Genomic DNA, 19223 nt, shown 5'->3' on the forward strand with positions numbered 1-19223 from the left:
TCCCTGTTGGGTTGGATTGGAGAGAAGGTTCTTGCTTTTGGGCCCTGCGGGGAGCGGGGCCAGAGACGGAAGCAGGGCTTCCGGCTATCGGGTTACGCCTTTGCAGGCGGATGGGTCTTGGCCCAGTGATGCGCGATATCGCTGCGGCGGCAGATCCAGACATCGTCGCGCTCCTTGACCCAGTCGAGGAAACGGCGCAGCCCCAGAGCGCGGCCCGGATGGCCCGCGACCCGTAGATGCAGCCCGACCGAGAGCATGCGCGGCTCTTCCTCGGCACAGAGGAACTCGACGCTGTCGCGCAGATATTCGAAGAAGTCCTGCGCGGTCGCGATGCCGCCGCGCATGAATTTGGCGTCATTGGTGGCCAGCGAATAGGGCAGGACCAGATGGTCCTTGCCATCGACGCGCGTCCAGTAGGGTAGCTCGTCATTATAGGCGTCGCTGTCATAGAGGAAGCCGCCATGCTCGACCAGAAGCGCGCGGGTGTTCAGGCTCGGCCCGTAGCGGCAATACCAGCCCTCGGGCGGTGCGCCAAGGAGGCGCTTGAAGCAGTCCACAGTGCGTGCGATGCGGGCGGCCTCGTCCTCGCGGCTGAGCTTGCGGTGATGTTCCCAGCGCCAGCCATGGGCGCAGACATCGAACTCCGACTGCCTGATCCATTCGGTGATCTCGGGATTACGCTCGAGGGCCAGCCCGCAGGCCATGGCGGTGGCAGGCAGGCCGCGCTCGGCAAACATCTTGGCGATGCGCCAGAATCCGATCCGGCTGCCATATTCGAACATGGTCTCGGCGGCCAGATTGCGCCCCGGCATCGGGTCGCCCCCGGCCTCGGTCAGCCCCTGTTCGGTCGCTTCATCCCCGTCGGGGACCGAAGGCTCGGAGCCTTCCTCGATATTGATCACGAAGTTCAGCGCGAGACGGGCGCCATTGGGCCATTGCGCTTGCGGCAGGGCACCGGCATAGCCGCGAAAATCGCGTTCGAGATGGCTGTTATCGGTCATAGCGCGCGCTCCGTCGCACAAGAGGCGATCGTGGCGAGCGGCAGGGGCGCATCGAGATCCACGAACACATCGTCGTCAGGCAGCCCCTTGCGCATCATCACGACGAACTCGGCGGGGGCATCGAATGTCTGCATGCCGGCATGCCAGATATTGCGGTGGAACAGCACGCCCGTGCCCGGCTCAGCCATGAAAGCGCGCGCGGTGTCTGCTGCGGGTTTGCCGTTCGCGTCGTCACAGACCACCACCAGAAAGCGTTGGCCGCTGAGTGGCACGAAGAGCTGGTCGGTATGGGGATGGCGTTCGAAGCTGGTGAGGGCCATGTCCTCGGCCAGCGGTGCGGCAATGCGCGAGACCCAGCTTGTGACAGAGGTTCCCGTGACATCATCGCCGATATCGGAACTGAAATAGGCGCGACGTTCCTGTCCCTTATGGCGGATGACCTTGCCATAGGGAGCAAAGGCTTCCTCGGTCAGGGAAGGGAGAGAGGCTGGCAGAGACACTTCGGAACGTCCTTTATTACTATTCGTATCCCGGTGGGATACCAGTTAGATGCCATCTGGATATTGCGCTGGCAAGAGAGATTTGCCAATGTCGGACAGATAAGAAATTTTGTCATAGGGATTGCTGAAAATATGGGCGATGGCGAAAATCTGGAGCTGGAAAAAGCCAGCAGCCTATCGGAACAGGCCTATCAATATGTCCGCAGCCTGATCCTCACGGGCGAGTTGCAGCCCGGCGCGGTGTTTACCGAAAGAAAGCTGGCAGCCCAACTGGAGTTCTCCCGCACGCCCTTCCGCACGGCGATCACGCGGCTGATCGGTGAGGGGCTTGCCGAACGGCTCTCGAACGGGACACTGGTCATCCGCGAGGTGCCGCTTGACGAGCTGTTGCAGATCATGGTCATCCGCCGCCAGCTGGAAAGTGAAGCGGCGGCACAGACGGCATTGCGCGCCGACACGGCCGAGCTGTCCGCGCTGATCGACGAGACCCGCGAGATCATGTCCACGCCACAGACCGAGCTCGAGACCTTCTGGGCCTATGATGACCGCTTCCATAATTTCGTGGCCAATGCGAGCTGCATGCCGTTGCTGGCCAAGATGATCCGCGAGAATCGCGACCGCGTGCGTATGTGTAACGTGGCGCGGATGGAGCGTAATTTCTCGGATCAGGCGAAGGAGCATCTCACGGTGCTCGAGGCGATTTCGGACCGCGATGCGGATCGGGCGCGCGCGGCGATGGCCGAGCATGCCCATCGAGTCCGTGAGCGGTTCCTGCGCTGGTATACGGGGATGTAACTCCGCGCCTAGCGCGGCGCGCCCGACAGGAAGGTGCAGCCCGCGCGACGGCATCCCTCGATCACATCGCGCAGCGCCTGCAGGTTGGCGGCGCGCGGCGAGGTGCGCGGTGTGACCAGCGAGACGGTCCTGCCATATTGCGCCCCGTCGGGCAGGGGGGAGGCCCCTTGCAGTTCCGGCCAGTCCGGCACCAGCGCGGCCCCTGCTCCCCGCGCGACAAGGGCCGATATCGCCTCCAATGCGTCCAGTTCGCATAAGACCACCGGCTTCAGCCCGTGATCCCGCAGATAACGCTGCGCGATGGCCCCGCCCCAGGACTGTGGGTCATAGGCCAGCAGTGGCAGGTCCTCGAAGATCCGCGCAAGGGCCTTTTCCCGACAGGCGGGCGGTGCCAACAGGCAGAGCGGCTCGCGCCGTAGCACCTGTGCCTCGAGGCTATCGGGCAGATCGAAGGGCGGCTCGACCAGCAGCGCCGCATCCAAGTCGCCCGCCAGAAGCGCCTCGTAAAGCTGGGCCGAGCTGCCCGGTGTGATGCGCAGCTCAACCTTTGGCGCGCGCTTGGGCATATGTTCCAGAATATCGGGCAGAAGGGCTGTCAGCACCGTCGAGATCGCGCCCAGCTTCAGCGGGCCAGCCGCCTCGGAGGGCTTGGCCGCCTGCTCGAGGGCGCGCGCCTGCGTTACCAGCTGGCGCATGGCGGGTAGCAGGTCGCGGCAGGCAGGGGTAGGGAGCGCCGCATTGGCCTGCCGGTCCAGCAGGCGCAGGCCCAGATCGCGTTCGAGCACCTGAATCCGCTGGCTCACGGCCGCAGGGGTCAGCCCCTGAGCGCGCGCGGTGGCCACGATCGATCCCAACTCGCTGACCGCGATCAGGCTTTCAAGAAACCGGATATCCATCGGTTTTTCTATCTCTCAGACAAAGAATTTCCAGCTTTTCCTTTCTCTACGGTTTCTCTACCCAAAAGGCCAATACGCAATTGGAGAGCCTTTATGAAATCCCTGTTCCACCTTGCCATCCACGTTACCGATCTCAACGAGACGCGCCATTTCTACGGCGATGTTCTGGGCTGCGAGGAAGGCCGTTCGACCGATACCTGGGTCGATTTCGACTTCTTCGGTCATCAGCTGTCCTTCCATCTGGGCAAGCCTTTCGAGACCACCCGCACCGGTAAAGTCGGCGATCATATGGTGATGATGCCGCATATGGGTGCGGTTCTGGCGCTGGATGACTGGAAGGCTCTGGCCGACCGTCTGCAGTCGAAAGGCATCGCCTTCGACATTCCGCCGGTCATCCGTTTCGAGGGGCAACCGGGCGAGCAACGCACCATGTTCTTCTTCGACCCGTCGGGTAACCCGATCGAGATCAAGGGCTTTGCCGATTTCGACGGGCTTTTCGCGAAATGAGCGAGTATGTCTTCACGCCGCCGCCCGTGCCCTCGTTGCCGGTCGAGGGTGAAACCGCGCGCTTTCCGATCCGGCGGATCTATTGCGTCGGGCGTAACTATGCCGAGCATGCCCGCGAGATGGGGCATGATCCCGATCGCGAGCCGCCATTCTTCTTCTCGAAACCGGCCGATAGCATCACCGAGGGCGGGCAGGATCTGCCCTTCCCGCCGCAGACCGAAGACCTGCATTACGAGGGCGAGCTGGTGGTCTGCCTCGGCTCGGGCGGGCGCGATCTGGATCTGGAGGCCGCATCGCGCACCATCTTCGGCTATGCCGTGGGCAATGATCTGACGCGGCGCGACATGCAGGCGCTTGCCAAATCGCTGAAACGCCCGTGGGATCTGTCCAAGGGCTTCGATGGCGGAGCGGTCGTGGGCCCGGTGCATCGCCATCTTGTGCAGGACCGCGCCGATGTGCTTACCGCCGGTGCGATCCGCAGCTTCGTGAATGGTGAGGAGCGCCAGTCCGGCGATCTGGCGCAGATGATATGGACGATCCCCGAAGTGATCTCGGCGCTTTCCGCCTCGGTCACTCTGGGGGCGGGCGATCTGGTCTTCACCGGCACACCGGCGGGTGTCGGACGCCTCGAGAAAGGCGATCTGGTTGCCGTCGAGATCGACGGTCTTGGCCGGATCGAGACGCGGATCGTGTAAGTCTCGCGGCCGGAGTGCGGATCCTGCGGGAGCCGCGCCCCGGCGCTATTTCCGCCGAACGGGACAAGAAAAAACCGGAGCACCCAAGGTGCTCCGGTTTTTCGTGCTTTGCCGGTGGGAGGACCGGACTTGGGGAGGAAGGGGATCAGGCCTGGTGGGGCTCTGCCACGTCGCTCGTATGGACGGTGGAGTGCTGGATCGGGGGCAGCTCGCCATTCAGGGCGCGGTTGAGCTGTTCCTTGTCGAGCTTGCCTTCCCAGCGGCTGACGACGATCGTGGCGACCGCATTACCGATGAAGTTGGTCAGCGAGCGGCATTCCGACATGAAGCGGTCGACACCGAGGATCAGCGCCATACCGGCGACCGGCACAGTGGGCACCACCGAGAGGGTCGCGGCCAGCGTGATGAAACCTGCACCCGTCACACCTGCAGCGCCTTTGGACGAGAGCATCGCCACGAGCAGAAGCAGGATCTGGTCACCGAGGCTGATGTCGATATTCATCGATTGGGCGATGAAGAGCGCGGCCAGCGTCATGTAGATATTGGTGCCGTCGAGGTTGAAGGAATAGCCGGTCGGGACCACGAGACCCACCACGGGGCGGGCACAGCCTGCGCGTTCCATCTTCTCCATCAGTGCGGGCAGCGCGGATTCCGAGGACGAGGTGCCCAGAACCAGCAGCAGTTCGGCCTTCAGATAGGCGACCAGCTTGAAGATCGAGAAGCCGCAGAGCTTGCCGACAATGCCGAGCACGCCGAAGATGAAGATCGCCGCCGTCAGGTAGAAGGTGCCGACCAGCATCGCGAGGTTCGCGATCGAGCCGATACCGTATTTCCCGATAGTGAAGGCGAAGGCCCCGAAGGCACCGATGGGCGCGGCTTTCATCAGGACCGCCACCAGACGGAAGATCACCAGCGAGAGTTTCTCGCAGAATTTCACGACGGGCTGGGCGGGTTCACCGACCATGATGCAGGCGACGCCGAAGAGGATCGCAACCAGCAGGACCTGCAGGATGTTGCCATCGACAAAGGCCGAGACCAGCGTGGTCGGGATGATACCCATGAGGAAGCCCTGAAGCGAGGTCTCATGCGCTTTTTCCGCGTAGCTCGATACTTTCGAGGCATCAAGCGAGGCGGGGTCGATATTCATGCCAGAGCCCGGATGGACAACATTGGCCACGACCATTCCGACGATCAGGGCGAGCGTCGAGAAGAACAGGAAGTAGCCGAAGGCCTTGGCCGCAACCGAGCCCACATGTTTGAGCGAGCCCATGCCCGCAAGACCCGTCACGATGGTCAGGAAGATGACCGGAGCGATGATCATCTTCACCAATTTGATGAAGGCATCGCCCAGCGGTTTCATCGCTTCACCGATGCTGGGGTAGAAATGGCCAAGTGCCGCGCCAAGGATGATGGCAACGAGAACCTGGAAATATAGGTGACGATAGAACGGGATATGCCGATGGGCGGCCGTGCCGCCGGTCTCGAACTGCATCTGCTCCTCCACATGCTTTGAGATCTGCGGATGAGCATAGTTAGATCGAAATTGAAGTCCCGATTTCGCTGAAAATTCGCTAACTGTCTATATTTCCGTCATATTTGTAAAAGTCTCGGGGAAAATATGTTTCGCTTTCCACACAGGTTGATTTACGATAATGCGGAAAGTGAAACAGCTTGAACCCAAGCCCCTCCGGATCAGACTCGTCCCATGACCCAGACCGCTTCCCGTCCCAAATCCTCGCGTCGCGCGTTGCTGGCGGCCCTGGCGGTGGTGCTCGGGCTCGTGCTGGTCTATCTGGTCTGCGATTACGAACTGTCGAGGCGGCTGAGGGCGGATGCGCAGGTTGATGCCCATATGCGCGTTCTGGCGATCGCCTCGGAGCTGGCGCGCCAGCAATCGGTGGGGGCGGTGCTGGCAAGCGATCCCGAGATCATCACCACGCAGGAGAGGGCCGATGCGGGCGACTGGCAGGCCCTGTCGCAGCGGCTCGAGGCGCTGAATGCCGATATCAGGGCCTCCGTTCTCTATGTGACCGATGCCAAGGGCCGCGCGATTGCTGCCTCGAACTGGCGCGAGGAGGAATCCTTCGTGGGCACGTCCTACGGGTATCGCAGCTATATCCGCGAGGCGCTGGAGACCGGAGAGGGGCGTGAATATGCGCTGGGGTCGGTCTCGCACCAGCCGGGGCTCTATCTGTCGCGGCGCATCGACGGGCCGGAAGGGCCGCTGGGGGTGGTGGTGGTCAAACTGACCTTCGAGACGCTCGAGACGGGCTGGCGCAGTAGCGAGAATGCCGCATGGGTCAGCAACCGTCAGGGGATCGTGACGGTCACCTCCGATCCCGCGTTGCGCTTCCAGCCCTCGCCCGAGCCGCAGCCGGTGACGGTCTCCGAGCCGGTGCCGGGCTCGGACTGGGTGCTCTGGCTGCATCTGCCGATCTGGCCCGTTCGCAGTGTGGCGGCGGCGGTCACCGGCGCTGCGGCACTGGGGATGGTCACGCTCTGGCTGGCATGGCGCTCGCTCCGGCGCCGTCAGGTCGAGGCCGCGCTCTATCGCGACCGGCTCGAGCGTGATGTCGAGGCGCGGACACTGGCGCTGACCCGCCAGATCAGGGAGCGCGAGGAAGCCGAGGCGCAGCTGGCGGGCATGCAATCGGCGCTGGTGCAGGCCAATAAGCTGGCCTCGCTGGGGCAGATCTCGGCAGGCGTGGCCCACGAGATCAATCAGCCGCTCTCGACGATCCGCCTTCTCGCCGAATACGGGCAGGACGCGGTCCCCGAAGGCGCGGACCATGATCTTTTGCGCAGCAATCTGGGCCAGATCGTGGAGATGTCGCAGCGGATCGGCACGATCACCTCGGATCTGCGGGGCTTTGCGCGCAAGGCGCGCGGAAACCGCGAACCGGTCTCGCTGGCGCAGGCGTGGCAGGCCTCGCTGCGCCTCGCGGCCAGCCGTCGCGCCTCCGAGGCGGCCGAAATCCATGCGCCGCCGATCCCCGAAACACTGATGATCGACGCCGAGGCGGTGCGGCTCGAGCAGGTTTTGGTGAACCTGTTGCAGAACGCGCAGGAGGCACTTTCGGGCCAGTCCGATGGACGGATCTGGCTCGAGCTTGTGCCACATGGCCGATCGATCTCGCTCTATATCGCCGATAACGGACCGGGGCTGGACCCTGATGTGGCCCGTGCGCCCTTCACGCCATTCCAGACCACCAAACCCAAAGGGTTGGGGCTGGGACTGGTGATCTGCCAGTCCATCCTGCGCGATTTTGGGGGCGAGTTGACCTATGATCCGCGCGCGGGCCAGACAGGCGCGCGCTGGCGGATCGATCTCAATCTATGGGAGGCCCTATGAGCCACGGTTCCATCCGCTTGATCGAGGATGATACAGCCCTTCTGGCGGCACAGGCACAAGGTCTGCGCATGGCGGGCTTCGATGTGGAGGCCTTCGATGACCCTCTTGCGGGCATCGAGGGAATCACGGCCGACTGGCCTGGTGTGATCCTGTCGGATGTACGCATGCCCAACATGGACGGGATCACGCTGGCGCGCCGGATGCGCGGGATCGACCCCGAGCTGCCGGTGATCCTGATCACCGGCCATGGCGATGTGGAGATGGCCGTGGGGGCGCTGCGCGACGGGGTCTATGATTTCCTGACCAAACCGGTGAGCCGCGCGACACTCGAGGCGACATTGCACCGTGCGCTGGCGGCGCGCCGACTGGTGCTGGAGAACCGCGAGCTGCGGGCGGCGCGCGATGAAAGTGGTCTTGCCCCCGGTCTGATCGGCGACAGTCCCGCGATGCGCCATCTGCGCGAGACTGCCCAGCATATCGCGGCATCGGGGATGAACGCGCTGTTTCTGGGGGAGGCGGGTGTCGGCAAGGAACGGCTGGCGCGCCATATCCATGCCGCCAGCGCGCGCCGCACGCGGCCCTTTGTGGCGGTGAATTGTGCGGCCCTCTCGCCCGAGCGGTTCGATGCCGAATTCTTTGGCTCTGTCGGCGGATCGGGATCGCATATCCGTGCCACGGGCCGCATCGAGAGCGCCTCGCGCGGGCTTCTCTATCTGGGCGGGATCGAGGCGCTGAGCCCCGAGATGCAGGCGCGGGTGCTGGAGGTCATCGAGACGGGGCAGCTCTGGCCGGTGGGGGCGACCTCGCCGCGTCCCGTCGATCTCTGGGTGATCGCGGGCACCCGCATCGATCTGGGAGCCGAGGTGGCGGCGGGGCGGTTCCGCGACGATCTCTATTACCGCTTGGGTGGCCTGAGCTTAACCCTGCCGCCTTTGCGCGCGCGGCGCGAGGATATCGGCCCGCTCTTCAGGCATTTCGTGGCGCGGGCAGCCGCGCGGCGGGGCGGGGTGGTGCCGCCCCTGACCGAGGTCGATCAGGCCCATCTCGATGCCCATGACTGGCCCGGAAACCTGCGCGAGCTGGAACAATTCGCCGAAACCTTCAGTCTGGGGCTCGATGGTCGTCCCGATGCCCGGACCGCGCCACAGGCCTCGCTTTCGGATATGGTGACGCGCTACGAGGCGGCGTTGCTACGCAATGCCTTGCGCGCGGAAAGTGGCAATGCCACCGCCGCCATGGCGCGTTTGCAACTTCCCCGTAAGACATTTTACGATAAACTGGCAAAACATGGCATCCGCAGCAGTGATTTCCGCTGAGCGGCGCTGTGACGGAATGTCGCAATTTCTGACCGGAATCTCTTGCGATTTCGTGGTGATGGTCTAAGACGAGACAGAGCTAATCGGAGGACGTTCATGCGCGCACGTATCTACCAACCCGCTAAGACGGCGATGCAATCGGGTGTGGCCAAAACCAAGCAGTGGTATCTGGATTTCACCCATGAGGGCGCGCGCGATATCGATCCGCTGATGGGCTGGACGAGCTCTTCGGACACGCAATCGCAGGTCCGCCTCCGCTTTGACACCCGCGAGGAAGCCGAGGCTTATGCCAAGGAGAAGGGGCTGGATTACACCGTGACCGAGCCCCACAAACGCGCCGCCAACGTCCGCGCCCGTGGCTATGGCGACAATTTCTCCTCGGATCGCCGCGGGAACTGGACGCATTGAGGGTGTAAAACTAACCTGAGTTTTTCCCGAAGCAGGCTAAGTTTTCCCGAGATCTATATATAGGGCGCCCAATGGGCGCCTTTTCTATATGTTGATTTCCCTTCGCTGTCGGCTAGGCTAAGCCGATCTCTTAGACCCAAGGGCGTATTTCATGGCCAGCAAGCCCCTCAATAAAGCCAATCTGACCGCGCTCGGGGCCGAGGTGCTGGCCGATCTACTCCTTGAGGCGGTGAAGGGGGATGCCGCGCGGCAGCGCAGGGTGCGGATGGCCTTAGCGGCCGATGAGGGGCCCGAGACGGTTTCCGCCGATATCCGCAAGCGCTTTGCCGCGATCCGGCGGGCGAAAGGCTTCCTGAACCGCCCCTCGCAGAAAAAGCTGGCGCAGGAGTTGACCGAGGCCATTCAGCTGATCGAGACCCGCATCGCGCCCACAGCGCCTGGCTTGGCTTTTGACCTGCTCTGGACGCAACTTCATCTGGCCGAAGGCATCCATGAGCGCACCGATGACAGCTGGGGGACCATCGGCGACACGATGCGCGCGGCGATGCAGGCGATTGGTGAGATCGCCCCGCACCTGACGCTTACCTCCGACACGCTGGCCGAGCAGATCCTTGAGGCCACGCTTGCAGATGGTTACGGCGCTTTTGATCGCGCGATCGAGGTCCTCGCGCCCGCACTTGGCCCAGAGGGGCTGGCCGCGCTGAAGGACAAAGCCACTGCCGCTTTTGAAGCGCCGATCGCCGCCAGCGACCTTGCCCACTATGATTATGGCCGCCCGTCCGAACGCGAAAGCCGCGCCCGTCAGTATCGTAGCAGCACGCTGGAACGCATCCTGCAGGACGTGGCCGATCAGCAGGGCGATGTCGATGGCTGGATGGCCAAATACACGCCCGAACAGTTGGCCTACCACACCATTGCCCCCGATGCCGCGACCCGTCTCTTGGATGCAGGCCGCGCCGAGGAGGCCCTCGCGCTGATCCGCACTGCCCTCGCCGCGCAGAAACCTGATCAGCGGTCCGACTGGCACGACCCGCGCGAGCTCGATGATGCGCATTTCGCCTGCCTCTCGGCGCTCGGGCGCAAGGCGGAGCTGCGTGAGGCTCTTTGGGCGCGGTTCGAAGCGCGGCTCTGTCCCGATGCGCTGCGCCATCATCTGAAACTGTTGCCGGATTTCGAGGATATCGATGCGGAGGATACTGCCCGCGCAATCGTGCTGGCCTATCCTTCGATGACCAAGGCGCTGTGGTTTTGCCATACCACGCAGGATCTACAGCTGGCCCGCCAGCTGATCGACGCCCGCTACGCTGAACTGAATGGAAATGTCTACGAGATCCTGACGCCGCTGGCAGAGGAACTGGCTCCAAACCACCCGCTTCAGGCGGCGCTCCTCTGGCGCGCCCTGATCGATTTTGCACTCACCCAGCAGCGCAAGGGCCGCTACGGCCACGCCGCCCGCCACCTCCAAAGCTGTGCCGAGGCCGACACCCGCATCAGCGACTATCGTCCGCACCTCTCGCACGCCGCCTACCTGCAGGCGCTAGAGGACACCCATGCCCACCTTGCAGCCTCGAAAAGAAGAAACTGACAGGTTTCGTGCTCAAACTCAGATCGAACCGATCAGCTGCGTTAACTGGCCAGTCTGCTTGGAGCGTTCTGGCGCGACGGTTCGACGGATACGTTGAAGGATGACATCGCCTCGGCGAGACCTTGCGCTTCGATCTGAAGTGACGCGACTGCGGCATTGGTCTCCTCGAAGAGGGCTGCATTTTGTTGTGTGGTCCGGTCCAGTTCGGACGTGGCGGTTGTAATTTCCTGAATGCCGCTCGCCAATTCCGAGGCCGACTGGGCTATCGTGCGGATCATTTCCGCGACGGTCATAATACCTTCGACGATCTCGGACAGCGCATTTCCGGAGGCGTCAACCATCTGCACGCCCTGACGGACATTGCTATCCGACAGTTCGACAATCTCCGCGATCTCGCGTGCAGCGTCGGAAGACCGTTGGGCCAGGCCCCGTACTTCTGACGCGACCACCGCAAAACCACGGCCGGCATCCCCCGCGCGCGCGGCTTCGACCCCGGCATTCAGAGCCAGAAGATTTGTCTGGAAGGCGATATCGTCTATCACCTGAAGCACACGGGCGATTTGGGAGGACGATTTCTGGATCTCGCCCATCGCCTCGACCGTCTTGGTGACGACGCGGCTTCCATGCTGCGCCTTATCGGAGATGGTCCCGATCGTGCGGCCAGCCTCGGAGGTCGAGGAGGCTGATTGCTTGACGGTGGCCGACATCTCTTCCAGCGCCGCAGAGGTCTGCTCCAGCATGGCCGCACTACGCTCGGTACGGCGGGCAAGATCATCCGCGGTCGAGGCGATTTCGCGCGCTGCGGTGTCGACGGAACCCGAGGCCATGGCGATACCGGACAGGGCGTCGCGCAATGTGTCATTCGTTCTATCGACGGCCGTGGCGATATCCTTGAAGATCCCTTTGAAATTATCGGGCATCCGGTAACTCAGATCCCGCTCTGCGAGATGTTCGAGGGCTGCCGAGACCGCTCCGAGACCTTCCCCCGCAGCCTGACCGACGCGGTTCAGGCCGTTGCAGATCTCGGCCAGAAGTCCGTCTTTTCCCGAAAGATCGATGCGATGCGAGAAATCGCCAGCGGCACAGGCCTCGACCACCCGCCCGATCTCTTCCGCAACGATCTTGTCCGATCTCGCCTGTTCCTCGGCCTCGAGCTGCTGGGCGCGCGCCTTTTGGGCGTCCTGTGAAATCCGGTCCCGCTCCTGACGGGCCAATTGCTCGCGCTGTTCGAGTTCGCGCAACTCGGCGGCGCGCGCATTGACTTCCGTTTGTTTCTGACGTTCGAGAATATCGCGGAACTCGCTCAATGCGTCGCGCAATTCACCCAGCTCGTTGCGGCTATGCCATTCGGGGAGAGGGGCCTCGAGATCCCCGCCGGAGAGCTTCTGGATGCTGCCCGTGACATCTTCCAACCGGTTGACGAAACGGCGTTTCACCAGCGTAAAGGCGGCAAGCGCAAAGGCCAGCTGCAGAAGGGCCGCGCAGAGAACGACGGTAAACGAGGTCGATTTGACGGAGGAGAATTGGGACAATCCGCGCGACATTTCGATATTTAGGTTTTCCACGAGCGCATCGGCGCTTGTCTGGAACGCGCGGAAGGCCTGATCGAAATCCTGGTAGTCGGCAAGACTTTCGGCGGCGACCTTCGCTGCGGTATCATAGCGTTCGTCGGCTATCTGCGCGAAGGCCGTCAGTTCCGACACGAGGTCCGCCTTGCTGCCAGACAAAGGCAGATCGTCGACGAGTTGCGCGGCACGGGATATGTTGGCGACGGCGAGCGAAAAATCCTCTCCGGTATCTCCGCCGAGAATTTCTTCTACCTTCAGGTGGCCAAGCGTGACAAGAAACAGTGCCTGACCGAGTGTGTTCTGCATCTCGGTGGACTGGGTTGCGGGAGAACTGGCCAGAGTGGAGAATTTCTCGGTAATCCCGTCGAAGAGGGCGTCGAATGTTTCATCAGCCCCCGATCCGGCCCCTTGCCGTTGGGCTGCTCCCTCGATGCGTTCCAGAGCCTTTGCCTGCAGGACCTTCAGGCTGCCTTCCATCGATGACATGTCTGAAAGGAGTTCGGGCGCATTGGGAGCGGGCAGCGACAATCCGTCGATCTCGCCTCCGTTTATCAGGGCATGAAGGAGTTTATCCGCATGAGCGAACATTGTTTCCATTTCGGATCTGAAGGTATCGTCCCCGTTAGAAATATACTCCTCGAGGTCCAGATTGGCTTGGGCGATCGTCTGTTCGAGCAGCATTGCAGCCTCGATTTCCTGCGCAAGTCGCTCGCCGATCTGATCGCCGACGGTCGACATATGGTCGACCTGCCATATTGTAAAGGCACCACTTAAAAGGGTGATGCCGAGAAAAACACCGAAGCCCAACTTGAGTTGGTTGGAAATTTTTGACTGCGCCATGGAACACCTCAAGGTTACCTTCGTAAATTCCACAAAAACCCTGAAGATATCGTTTCCCGAAAGGCGGTTCGGACAGAGATTTTTGTCGGAAGCGGCAAGCGTGCTTCCAGCACCGCGCGATCCCGACCCTTTGGAGCGAGGTTGGGGTCGCGGTCGTGATCCGTCTCACTTGAGTGGTCCGGTTTGAAAGTCAGTGCATGGCGGTCGTTGGTCTAAGGGCACGATGCTTTCCGGCGCTGGAGCACGGTATCGCGGAGAACTGCGCAAGTGGACCGTATTGCAATGCTGGCGTCAGCGTTCAGCTCGGGATCTGAACCTTCCTAGGCGCGACTAGCAGACCTTTCCATCGTGCAATTCCCTACATGATCTGGCGTTGACGCTCTCCACATATCCGTTCACTCAGGGCGATACAGGCCGATTTGGCGCGACCGCACCGTTCTGGTTCCGTAGCCTGATAGCGGCAGGGTGGTCTGTTACGCGCCCAGCATCCGTCTGCTCGAGTTCCTTCCACCAGCGTTGTTTTTTAGATTACACGTCACCACGCTGATGCAGTCCCATAATGATATTTCGAAAAATCTATACAACGAAACCGGGCGCAAATATGAAAACGACCGCATAGAAATATATGCGGTCGTTTTGGTCCGGTCCGATTTCGGTCAATCGCCTGCGTGATGATATCCCGCCATGGCGAATACGACAGACCAATAGAGAAAATGTATTTATATCAGTGCTTTATTCAGCAGCTTCCAGAACGTCCTGTCGGCATTCCATCAGCGGCTGGATCTTCTGGCCGAACATATCGAGCCCCTCGAGGAAATCATCGAAGGTCAGCATCAGCCCTTTCACACCCGGCACCGAGGCCGCCTCGTCGAGCATCCGCGCACAGCTTTCATAGGAGCCCACGATCGTGCCCATATTGAAGTTCACCGCCCCCTCGGGGAGGTTGATATGCGCGGCGGTCGAGTTCTCGCCGGCGAAGCTGTCCTTGGCGCCCTCGACGCCCATATAGGCCAGCGCCTCCATATCGGCGCCATCATGATAGAGCTTCCATTTGGCCATGGCCTTCTCGTCGGTCTCGTCCGAGATCACCATCATCAGGATATAGGCCCCGACATCGCGGCCGGTCTTCTCGGCGGCTTCCAACAGGCGCTCGCAGGTGGGGGCAAAGGCTTTGGGCGTATTGATGCCAAGGCCGTTCACGAAGGAATAGTTGGTGTAGTTCGACGAGAACTCCATCCCGCGCGGCGACTGGCCTGCGGCCACAATCTCTATCGGGGCCGAGGGGGCCGGCGACATCTTACAATCGTCCATGGTGAAATACTCGCCCTTGAAATCGGAGGAGCCGGTTTCCCACAGCTCTTTCAGGACCTTCACATATTCGGTCGCATAGTCATAGCGGTAGCCGAAATACTCGTTGCCCGGCCAGATCCCCATCTGGGTATATTCCGACGGCGCCCAGCCGGTCACGATATTGATCCCGAACCGGCCCGGCGCGATGGAATCGACGGTGCTGGCCATGCGCGCCACGATCGCTGGCGGCAGGGTCAGGATGGCGGAGGAGGCGAAGAGCTTGATCTTGGTGGTCACGGCGGCAAGCCCCGCCATCAGCGTGAAGCTTTCCAGACCGTGATCCCAGAACTCGCTCTCGCCGCCGAACCCGCGCAGCTTGATCATCGACAGGGCAAAATCGAAGCCATAGCTTTCGGCCTTCTGCACGATCTGCTTGTTCAGCTCGAAGCTGGGCATGTATTGCGGCGAGGTCTTCGAGATGAGCCAGCCATTGTTGTTGATCGGGGTGAAGACGCCGATATCCATGGAAATTCTCCTGTTGGTATGACTTTGTCCGTACCTTGGCAGGAGGAGGCGCTCTTGACTAAAGCATAATTTTGAGGGGCTCGGTTCAAAAAACTCAGCCACCCGGATAACAGGCCTGCGATGGAGCGCAGGCCGGCCCCCATGCGCCCCGTTCAGGTCGAGGACAGCGTCGAGGAATAGGAGAATTTCTCGGCCGGATAATATTGCACCGCATATTCCAGAAGCCTGCGCCCCGAGCCGTAATAGCGCCGCGTCATCTTCACGCAATAGCTGCCCGCCGGATAACCCAGATGGGTGGCGATCTCCTCGCTCATAGGCACCGCGCGGATATCCTGCCGGATCTCTTTTACACGGTCGCCACCCGCAGCCTCGATCAGGGTGAAAAGCGCGATATTGAGGCTGTCATGACCGTCGAGGACCGGTTTGTGGCTGGGCGAGATATAGGCCTCGTTATAGCACAGGACCGTCTCCTCGCCCTGATTATATCTTTTGCCTGCAATATGATAGAACCTCTTCCCCGAACGCACCCCCATCTCGGTGGCTAAGGCTCCGCGCGCGGTGACCTCGGCGCGTTCGGAAATCTGCCAGATCGTTTCGCGCGCAAAGTCGAAGAGCTCGGCACGCGAGTTCGCAGAGAATCGTGCGCGCCAGTCGGAGGGCGGCTCCTCGACCCGGGTGCCCACGCCCTTGCGCGCCGATAGAAGCCCGCGCTGGCGTAGCTCGCCGATCGCCTGACGTACGGTCTGGCGCGACACCCCGAAACCTGCCGCCAGTTCGGTTTCTGTCGGCAGGAGCGAGCCCACCGGATAGGTGCCGGCGCTGATTTCGCCGTGCAGATGCCGTGCGAGCTGCTGATAGAGCGGTGCGGTTTCCTCGAATTTCAGCGCCATCTCTTCCCCTTGACCCCGATGCCAAAAATAATCTTCATAAGTACGGACAATCGGCAGGGTCAATAGACCTGCCATCCTCTTCTGTCGGACCAGTGTCATATAAGCGGAGCTTTCATGCCATCCCCAAATCTGCAATTGATCGGCCGCCCAGCCTCGCCAGAGGAGCAGGCGCTTCAGGATATCGAGCGCGAAAGGCTCCGGCAGGGGGTTATGGACCACCCGCTGATCCGCCAGCAGCCCGAGGGTGCTCAGACCGCTCTGGTCGCGGTGGATCCGCAAGGGGGGGCGCTATGACCGCGCAGACAATCGCGCAGCAGATGGGCGCACGGCTCGAGGCCGGTGATGCGGAAGCGGTTACCCGAGCCGCCCTGAAACTCGCGCAGACCGAAGACACAATCTTCGTGCGCACCGAGCCCGAGGCCGCCCTCGCGCAGGCGCGGACTTGTGATGTGCTCGCGGCAAGGGGGCAGGCCATGGGGCCGCTGCATGGTGTGACGCTGGCGCATAAGGATATGTTCGACCGTGCGGGGCAGGTGACAGGCTTTGGCGCCCATCCCGATGCGGCGCGTGCGGCGACAGGCACTTCGACCGTTCTGGCGCGGCTCGATGCGGCGGGCCAAGTCGATCTGGGACGGCTCACGATGTCGGAATTCGCCATGTCGCCCACGGGGCAGAACGCTCATTGGGGTGTGGCGCGCAACCCGCGTATTCCGGGGGCCGTGCCGGGCGGCTCGTCCTCGGGGTCGGGAGCGGCGATTGCCGCGGGCCTCGTGCGCGCGGCTTTGGGCTCCGATACGGGCGGCTCGATCCGTCTGCCTGCGGCTTGTTGCGGGGTGGTGGGCTTCAAACCCACCAAGGGCCGCGTGCCGGTGACCGGGGTGATGCCGCTCAGCTATACGCTCGATTGCGTGGGACCACTGGCCGCAAGTGTCGCCGAGGCGCGTCTTGTGCTGTCAATCATTTCGGGCGCCGACGGGATCGATCCGGTCTGCGCGGACCGGCCCGCGCCCCGCGCCTATGCCCGCAGCCCGCAAAAGCTGCGGATCGGGTTTGATGCCAGTGCCTATACGGCGGGGATCGCACCAGAGATGGCCGAGGGCTTGCGCCGGTTGAAAGCGCTCCTGCAGGATCTTGGGCATGGGATCGTGGACCTCGATCTCTCACTCCTTGATACGCTGGGGGAGGCGTCCAATGTGATTGCGATGTCGGAGGCAGCCGCCGTCCATGCCGACCGTCTGGCCGTCGCCGCGGAGCGCTACGGCCCGCAAGTCCGCTCGCGGCTTCTGCAGGCCGAGGCGATGCCGGGCTATGCCTATGTCCGGGCGATGCAGATCCGGCTGAAGGCGCAGCAGCAGGTGAACCAAGAGGTATTCGGTAAGGTTGATCTGTTCATTCTGCCGACACTTATCGGCCTGCCGCCCATGGCCGATGCGGTCAATATCAGCGCCGATCCGAAAATGGCCTCGCTGATCGGGTCTATGGGAAAATACACCCGCCCGCTCAATCTTCTGGGGCTGCCCGCGCTCAGCCTGCCGGGCCATGAGGCCGAGGGCCTCCCTTATTCGGTGCAGATCGTAGGACCTGCATGGTCCGAGGATCTGATCGCCGATCTTGGTCAGCAGGTAGAAACAGTGCGCGCATAATACAGAGTGTCTTTGATGGCCCCGCAGACCGTCTCTCGCGGGGCCATCGTATTTTGCTCCTGCTGATCTCTGGTCATGGACCCTTCCGTCCATCGATGCGAGAACTTCTATGCGGCGCGCGGGGAGCGGAGACTAGGAAGAGTGTCGCCGTGAGTGTCGGGTTTGACCGGAAAAAGCGATGTAGCGGCGCTTTAAGGCCTCGGGTTCAAGAGTGCCGATATCACCCGATGCAACAGACCCCCGAAACATGCTGCGGCCGATGGAAACCGCGTGTAGGCAAAGCTGACTCTGCCCTGAATTGAGCCGCTACACCTGAAAAACTGCGTAATTACGCGGCCAACTATATTTTGTCGACAATATACGGTTGTTCTTATTGTGCGGACATATGCACAGATATTTGATGGGAAAAGATTTGAAACCGATGCTCATTAAAGGATCCGATCATGCGCAAAAGAGTTCCACTCAATGCGATCCGTGCCTTCGAAGCCGTTGCGCGTCATGCATCGGTGGCTAAGGCGGCCGAGGAACTTTGCGTAACCCCCACTGCGGTCAGTCACCAGATCAAGCTGCTGGAGGATTTCCTACAGACCGAACTGTTCTTGCGCAGAAATAGCCGGATCTATCTCACGAGCGAGTCGAGCGCGACATTGTCCAAGATCTCGCAGGCGCTGGATCTGATCGACGATTCCGTGCGCACCCTCGGGGGAACGCAGGAAAACCTCCATGCGCGGTTGACAGTGGGGGCCTCGACCTCGTTTGCCTCCTTCTGGCTGATGCCACGATTGCGCAAGTTCATTGAAAGTGTTCCCGAGGTCGATTTGTGCCTTCATACCTTCATCAGCCGCAAGGAAGCCGAGACGCAGGACTCGGACCTGCGGATCTGCAACTGGCAGAGCCATCTCGACTGGAAGATCGAGCCGCTGATGGAAGAAGAGAACCTGCCTGTCTGCACGCCCGAATTGGCGCGCCGCTATGGCAATGATCCGGCAAAGCTTCTGGCCAATGCACCGCTGATCCATGTGGACCGCTCGCATCTGGGGTATGAGGGGAACTATCCCGACTGGTCGCGCTATCTCGAGGAATACGGCATCCAGCGACCCGATGTGATGAATGGCCCCCGCTTCAATCAGGCAGGCACCGCGATCGAGGCGGCCCGCGCGGGTGTGGGATTGTTGCTGGGCCGCTCGCTTCTGGTCGAGCAGTTCATCGATAATGGCGAGCTGGTCATGGCGGCGGAATGCTATCCCGAGCGCAGTCCCTATTATCTGCTCTCCTCGTGGAAGACCACGCAGAACGACGCCATGCGCCAGTTTCGCGACTGGATCGTCGAGGCGGTGTCCAGCAGCCGGATGGTGCATGCGCTCTGATCACCCAGATCAAGGGAGAGGGACGTGTTGAAGAATATTTCAGGC

At 61.8% G+C, this 19223-nt stretch carries 17 protein-coding genes; 10 read left to right on the forward strand and 7 right to left on the reverse strand.

Going from position 1 to position 19223, the window contains the following annotated elements:
* Window positions 1-92: 92 nt before the first annotated feature.
* Together WDB91_RS14720 and WDB91_RS14725 are read right to left on the reverse strand one after the other, a co-directional pair.
* Window positions 93-1001, reverse strand: a complete 909-nt coding sequence (locus tag WDB91_RS14720; protein WP_339114952.1) for a polysaccharide deacetylase family protein — start codon at window positions 999-1001, stop codon at window positions 93-95.
* The gene (locus tag WDB91_RS14725) at window positions 998-1501 is read right to left on the reverse strand and encodes an ureidoglycolate lyase (RefSeq protein WP_339114953.1); all 504 of its coding nucleotides are present in this window, start codon (window positions 1499-1501) and stop codon (window positions 998-1000) included. The genes WDB91_RS14720 and WDB91_RS14725 overlap by 4 nt, the downstream gene beginning before the upstream one ends.
* Window positions 1502-1633: 132 nt before the next feature.
* On the opposite strand from WDB91_RS14725, the gene WDB91_RS14730 reads away from it, so the two are divergent.
* Window positions 1634-2296, forward strand: a complete 663-nt coding sequence (locus tag WDB91_RS14730) for a GntR family transcriptional regulator (protein ID WP_339114954.1) — start codon at window positions 1634-1636, stop codon at window positions 2294-2296.
* An 8-nt stretch (window positions 2297-2304) separates the two neighbouring features.
* Here the strand turns inward: WDB91_RS14730 and WDB91_RS14735 are convergent, their stop codons facing one another.
* Window positions 2305-3192, reverse strand: a complete 888-nt coding sequence (locus WDB91_RS14735; protein WP_339114955.1) for a LysR family transcriptional regulator — start codon at window positions 3190-3192, stop codon at window positions 2305-2307.
* 93 nt (window positions 3193-3285) lie between these two features.
* Between WDB91_RS14735 and WDB91_RS14740 the strand changes: the two genes are divergently transcribed.
* A complete protein-coding gene (locus tag WDB91_RS14740; RefSeq protein WP_339114956.1) occupies window positions 3286-3699 on the forward strand; it encodes a VOC family protein in 414 nt (137 codons plus the stop codon).
* Window positions 3696-4394, forward strand: coding sequence for a fumarylacetoacetate hydrolase family protein (locus WDB91_RS14745; RefSeq protein WP_339114957.1), 699 nt, complete (start codon window positions 3696-3698; stop codon window positions 4392-4394). The genes WDB91_RS14740 and WDB91_RS14745 overlap by 4 nt, the downstream gene beginning before the upstream one ends.
* A 145-nt stretch (window positions 4395-4539) precedes the next feature.
* Here WDB91_RS14745 and WDB91_RS14750 read toward each other — a convergent pair whose 3' ends face one another.
* The gene (locus WDB91_RS14750) at window positions 4540-5886 is read right to left on the reverse strand and encodes a dicarboxylate/amino acid:cation symporter (protein ID WP_339114958.1); all 1347 of its coding nucleotides are present in this window, start codon (window positions 5884-5886) and stop codon (window positions 4540-4542) included.
* A gap of 213 nt (window positions 5887-6099) precedes the next feature.
* Here WDB91_RS14750 and WDB91_RS14755 point away from each other — a divergent pair, with 213 nt between their 5' ends.
* The 4 genes from WDB91_RS14755 to WDB91_RS14770 all read left to right on the forward strand — a co-directional run bounded on the left by WDB91_RS14755 (window position 6100) and on the right by WDB91_RS14770 (window position 11055).
* On the forward strand, window positions 6100-7746 hold the full coding sequence (locus WDB91_RS14755; protein ID WP_339114959.1) for an ATP-binding protein: 1647 nt from the start codon (window positions 6100-6102) through the stop codon (window positions 7744-7746).
* On the forward strand, window positions 7743-9062 hold the full coding sequence (locus WDB91_RS14760) for a sigma-54 dependent transcriptional regulator (protein WP_339114960.1): 1320 nt from the start codon (window positions 7743-7745) through the stop codon (window positions 9060-9062). Before WDB91_RS14755 ends, WDB91_RS14760 begins: the two co-directional genes overlap by 4 nt.
* 96 nt (window positions 9063-9158) lie before the next feature.
* Window positions 9159-9470: an ETC complex I subunit gene (locus WDB91_RS14765; RefSeq protein ID WP_339114961.1), complete on the forward strand. Its 312-nt coding sequence runs from the start codon at window positions 9159-9161 to the stop codon at window positions 9468-9470.
* A gap of 151 nt (window positions 9471-9621) precedes the next feature.
* Window positions 9622-11055, forward strand: coding sequence for a DUF6880 family protein (locus WDB91_RS14770; RefSeq protein ID WP_339114962.1), 1434 nt, complete (start codon window positions 9622-9624; stop codon window positions 11053-11055).
* 41 nt (window positions 11056-11096) lie between these two features.
* Here WDB91_RS14770 and WDB91_RS14775 read toward each other — a convergent pair whose 3' ends face one another.
* The 3 genes from WDB91_RS14775 to WDB91_RS14785 form a co-directional block, all read right to left on the reverse strand.
* The gene (locus WDB91_RS14775; protein ID WP_339114963.1) at window positions 11097-13361 is read right to left on the reverse strand and encodes a methyl-accepting chemotaxis protein; all 2265 of its coding nucleotides are present in this window, start codon (window positions 13359-13361) and stop codon (window positions 11097-11099) included.
* 834 nt (window positions 13362-14195) lie between these two features.
* Window positions 14196-15278 carry a pyrimidine utilization protein A gene (gene rutA / locus WDB91_RS14780; RefSeq protein ID WP_339114964.1) on the reverse strand — a complete coding sequence of 361 codons (1083 nt, stop codon included), beginning with the start codon at window positions 15276-15278 and terminating at the stop codon, window positions 14196-14198.
* Between the two features lie 152 nt (window positions 15279-15430).
* Window positions 15431-16168 (reverse strand): GntR family transcriptional regulator, encoded by a 738-nt coding sequence (locus WDB91_RS14785; RefSeq protein WP_339114965.1) that lies wholly within the window; start codon window positions 16166-16168, stop codon window positions 15431-15433.
* 114 nt (window positions 16169-16282) lie between these two features.
* On the opposite strand from WDB91_RS14785, the gene WDB91_RS14790 reads away from it, so the two are divergent.
* From WDB91_RS14790 to WDB91_RS14800, 3 genes are all read left to right on the forward strand, one after another.
* Window positions 16283-16462 carry a hypothetical protein gene (locus tag WDB91_RS14790; protein ID WP_339114966.1) on the forward strand — a complete coding sequence of 60 codons (180 nt, stop codon included), beginning with the start codon at window positions 16283-16285 and terminating at the stop codon, window positions 16460-16462.
* The gene (locus WDB91_RS14795) at window positions 16459-17811 is read left to right on the forward strand and encodes an amidase (protein WP_339114967.1); all 1353 of its coding nucleotides are present in this window, start codon (window positions 16459-16461) and stop codon (window positions 17809-17811) included. The genes WDB91_RS14790 and WDB91_RS14795 overlap by 4 nt, the downstream gene beginning before the upstream one ends.
* Before the next feature lie 443 nt (window positions 17812-18254).
* Window positions 18255-19178 (forward strand): LysR substrate-binding domain-containing protein, encoded by a 924-nt coding sequence (locus tag WDB91_RS14800; protein ID WP_339114968.1) that lies wholly within the window; start codon window positions 18255-18257, stop codon window positions 19176-19178.
* The last annotated feature ends 45 nt before the right edge of the window (window positions 19179-19223 follow it).

The organism is Thioclava sp. GXIMD2076, assembly GCF_037949795.1.
Classification (GTDB): Bacteria; Pseudomonadota; Alphaproteobacteria; order Rhodobacterales; family Rhodobacteraceae; genus Thioclava; species Thioclava kandeliae.

What these genes read in the sequence shown, in the direction of transcription:
- WDB91_RS14720 (WP_339114952.1), bottom strand. Translation starts at nt 1,001, where the DNA reads ATGACCGATAACAGCCATCTCGAACGCGATTTTCGCGGCTATGCCGGT.
- WDB91_RS14730 (WP_339114954.1), top strand. Translation starts at nt 1,634, where the DNA reads ATGGGCGATGGCGAAAATCTGGAGCTGGAAAAAGCCAGCAGCCTATCG.
- WDB91_RS14735 (WP_339114955.1), bottom strand. Translation starts at nt 3,192, where the DNA reads ATGGATATCCGGTTTCTTGAAAGCCTGATCGCGGTCAGCGAGTTGGGA.
- WDB91_RS14740 (WP_339114956.1), top strand. Translation starts at nt 3,286, where the DNA reads ATGAAATCCCTGTTCCACCTTGCCATCCACGTTACCGATCTCAACGAG.
- WDB91_RS14745 (WP_339114957.1), top strand. Translation starts at nt 3,696, where the DNA reads ATGAGCGAGTATGTCTTCACGCCGCCGCCCGTGCCCTCGTTGCCGGTC.
- WDB91_RS14750 (WP_339114958.1), bottom strand. Translation starts at nt 5,886, where the DNA reads ATGCAGTTCGAGACCGGCGGCACGGCCGCCCATCGGCATATCCCGTTC.
- WDB91_RS14755 (WP_339114959.1), top strand. Translation starts at nt 6,100, where the DNA reads ATGACCCAGACCGCTTCCCGTCCCAAATCCTCGCGTCGCGCGTTGCTG.
- WDB91_RS14760 (WP_339114960.1), top strand. Translation starts at nt 7,743, where the DNA reads ATGAGCCACGGTTCCATCCGCTTGATCGAGGATGATACAGCCCTTCTG.
- WDB91_RS14765 (WP_339114961.1), top strand. Translation starts at nt 9,159, where the DNA reads ATGCGCGCACGTATCTACCAACCCGCTAAGACGGCGATGCAATCGGGT.
- WDB91_RS14770 (WP_339114962.1), top strand. Translation starts at nt 9,622, where the DNA reads ATGGCCAGCAAGCCCCTCAATAAAGCCAATCTGACCGCGCTCGGGGCC.
- WDB91_RS14775 (WP_339114963.1), bottom strand. Translation starts at nt 13,361, where the DNA reads ATGTCGACCGTCGGCGATCAGATCGGCGAGCGACTTGCGCAGGAAATC.
- rutA (WP_339114964.1), bottom strand. Translation starts at nt 15,278, where the DNA reads ATGGATATCGGCGTCTTCACCCCGATCAACAACAATGGCTGGCTCATC.
- WDB91_RS14785 (WP_339114965.1), bottom strand. Translation starts at nt 16,168, where the DNA reads ATGGCGCTGAAATTCGAGGAAACCGCACCGCTCTATCAGCAGCTCGCA.
- WDB91_RS14790 (WP_339114966.1), top strand. Translation starts at nt 16,283, where the DNA reads ATGCCATCCCCAAATCTGCAATTGATCGGCCGCCCAGCCTCGCCAGAG.
- WDB91_RS14795 (WP_339114967.1), top strand. Translation starts at nt 16,459, where the DNA reads ATGACCGCGCAGACAATCGCGCAGCAGATGGGCGCACGGCTCGAGGCC.
- WDB91_RS14800 (WP_339114968.1), top strand. Translation starts at nt 18,255, where the DNA reads ATGCGCAAAAGAGTTCCACTCAATGCGATCCGTGCCTTCGAAGCCGTT.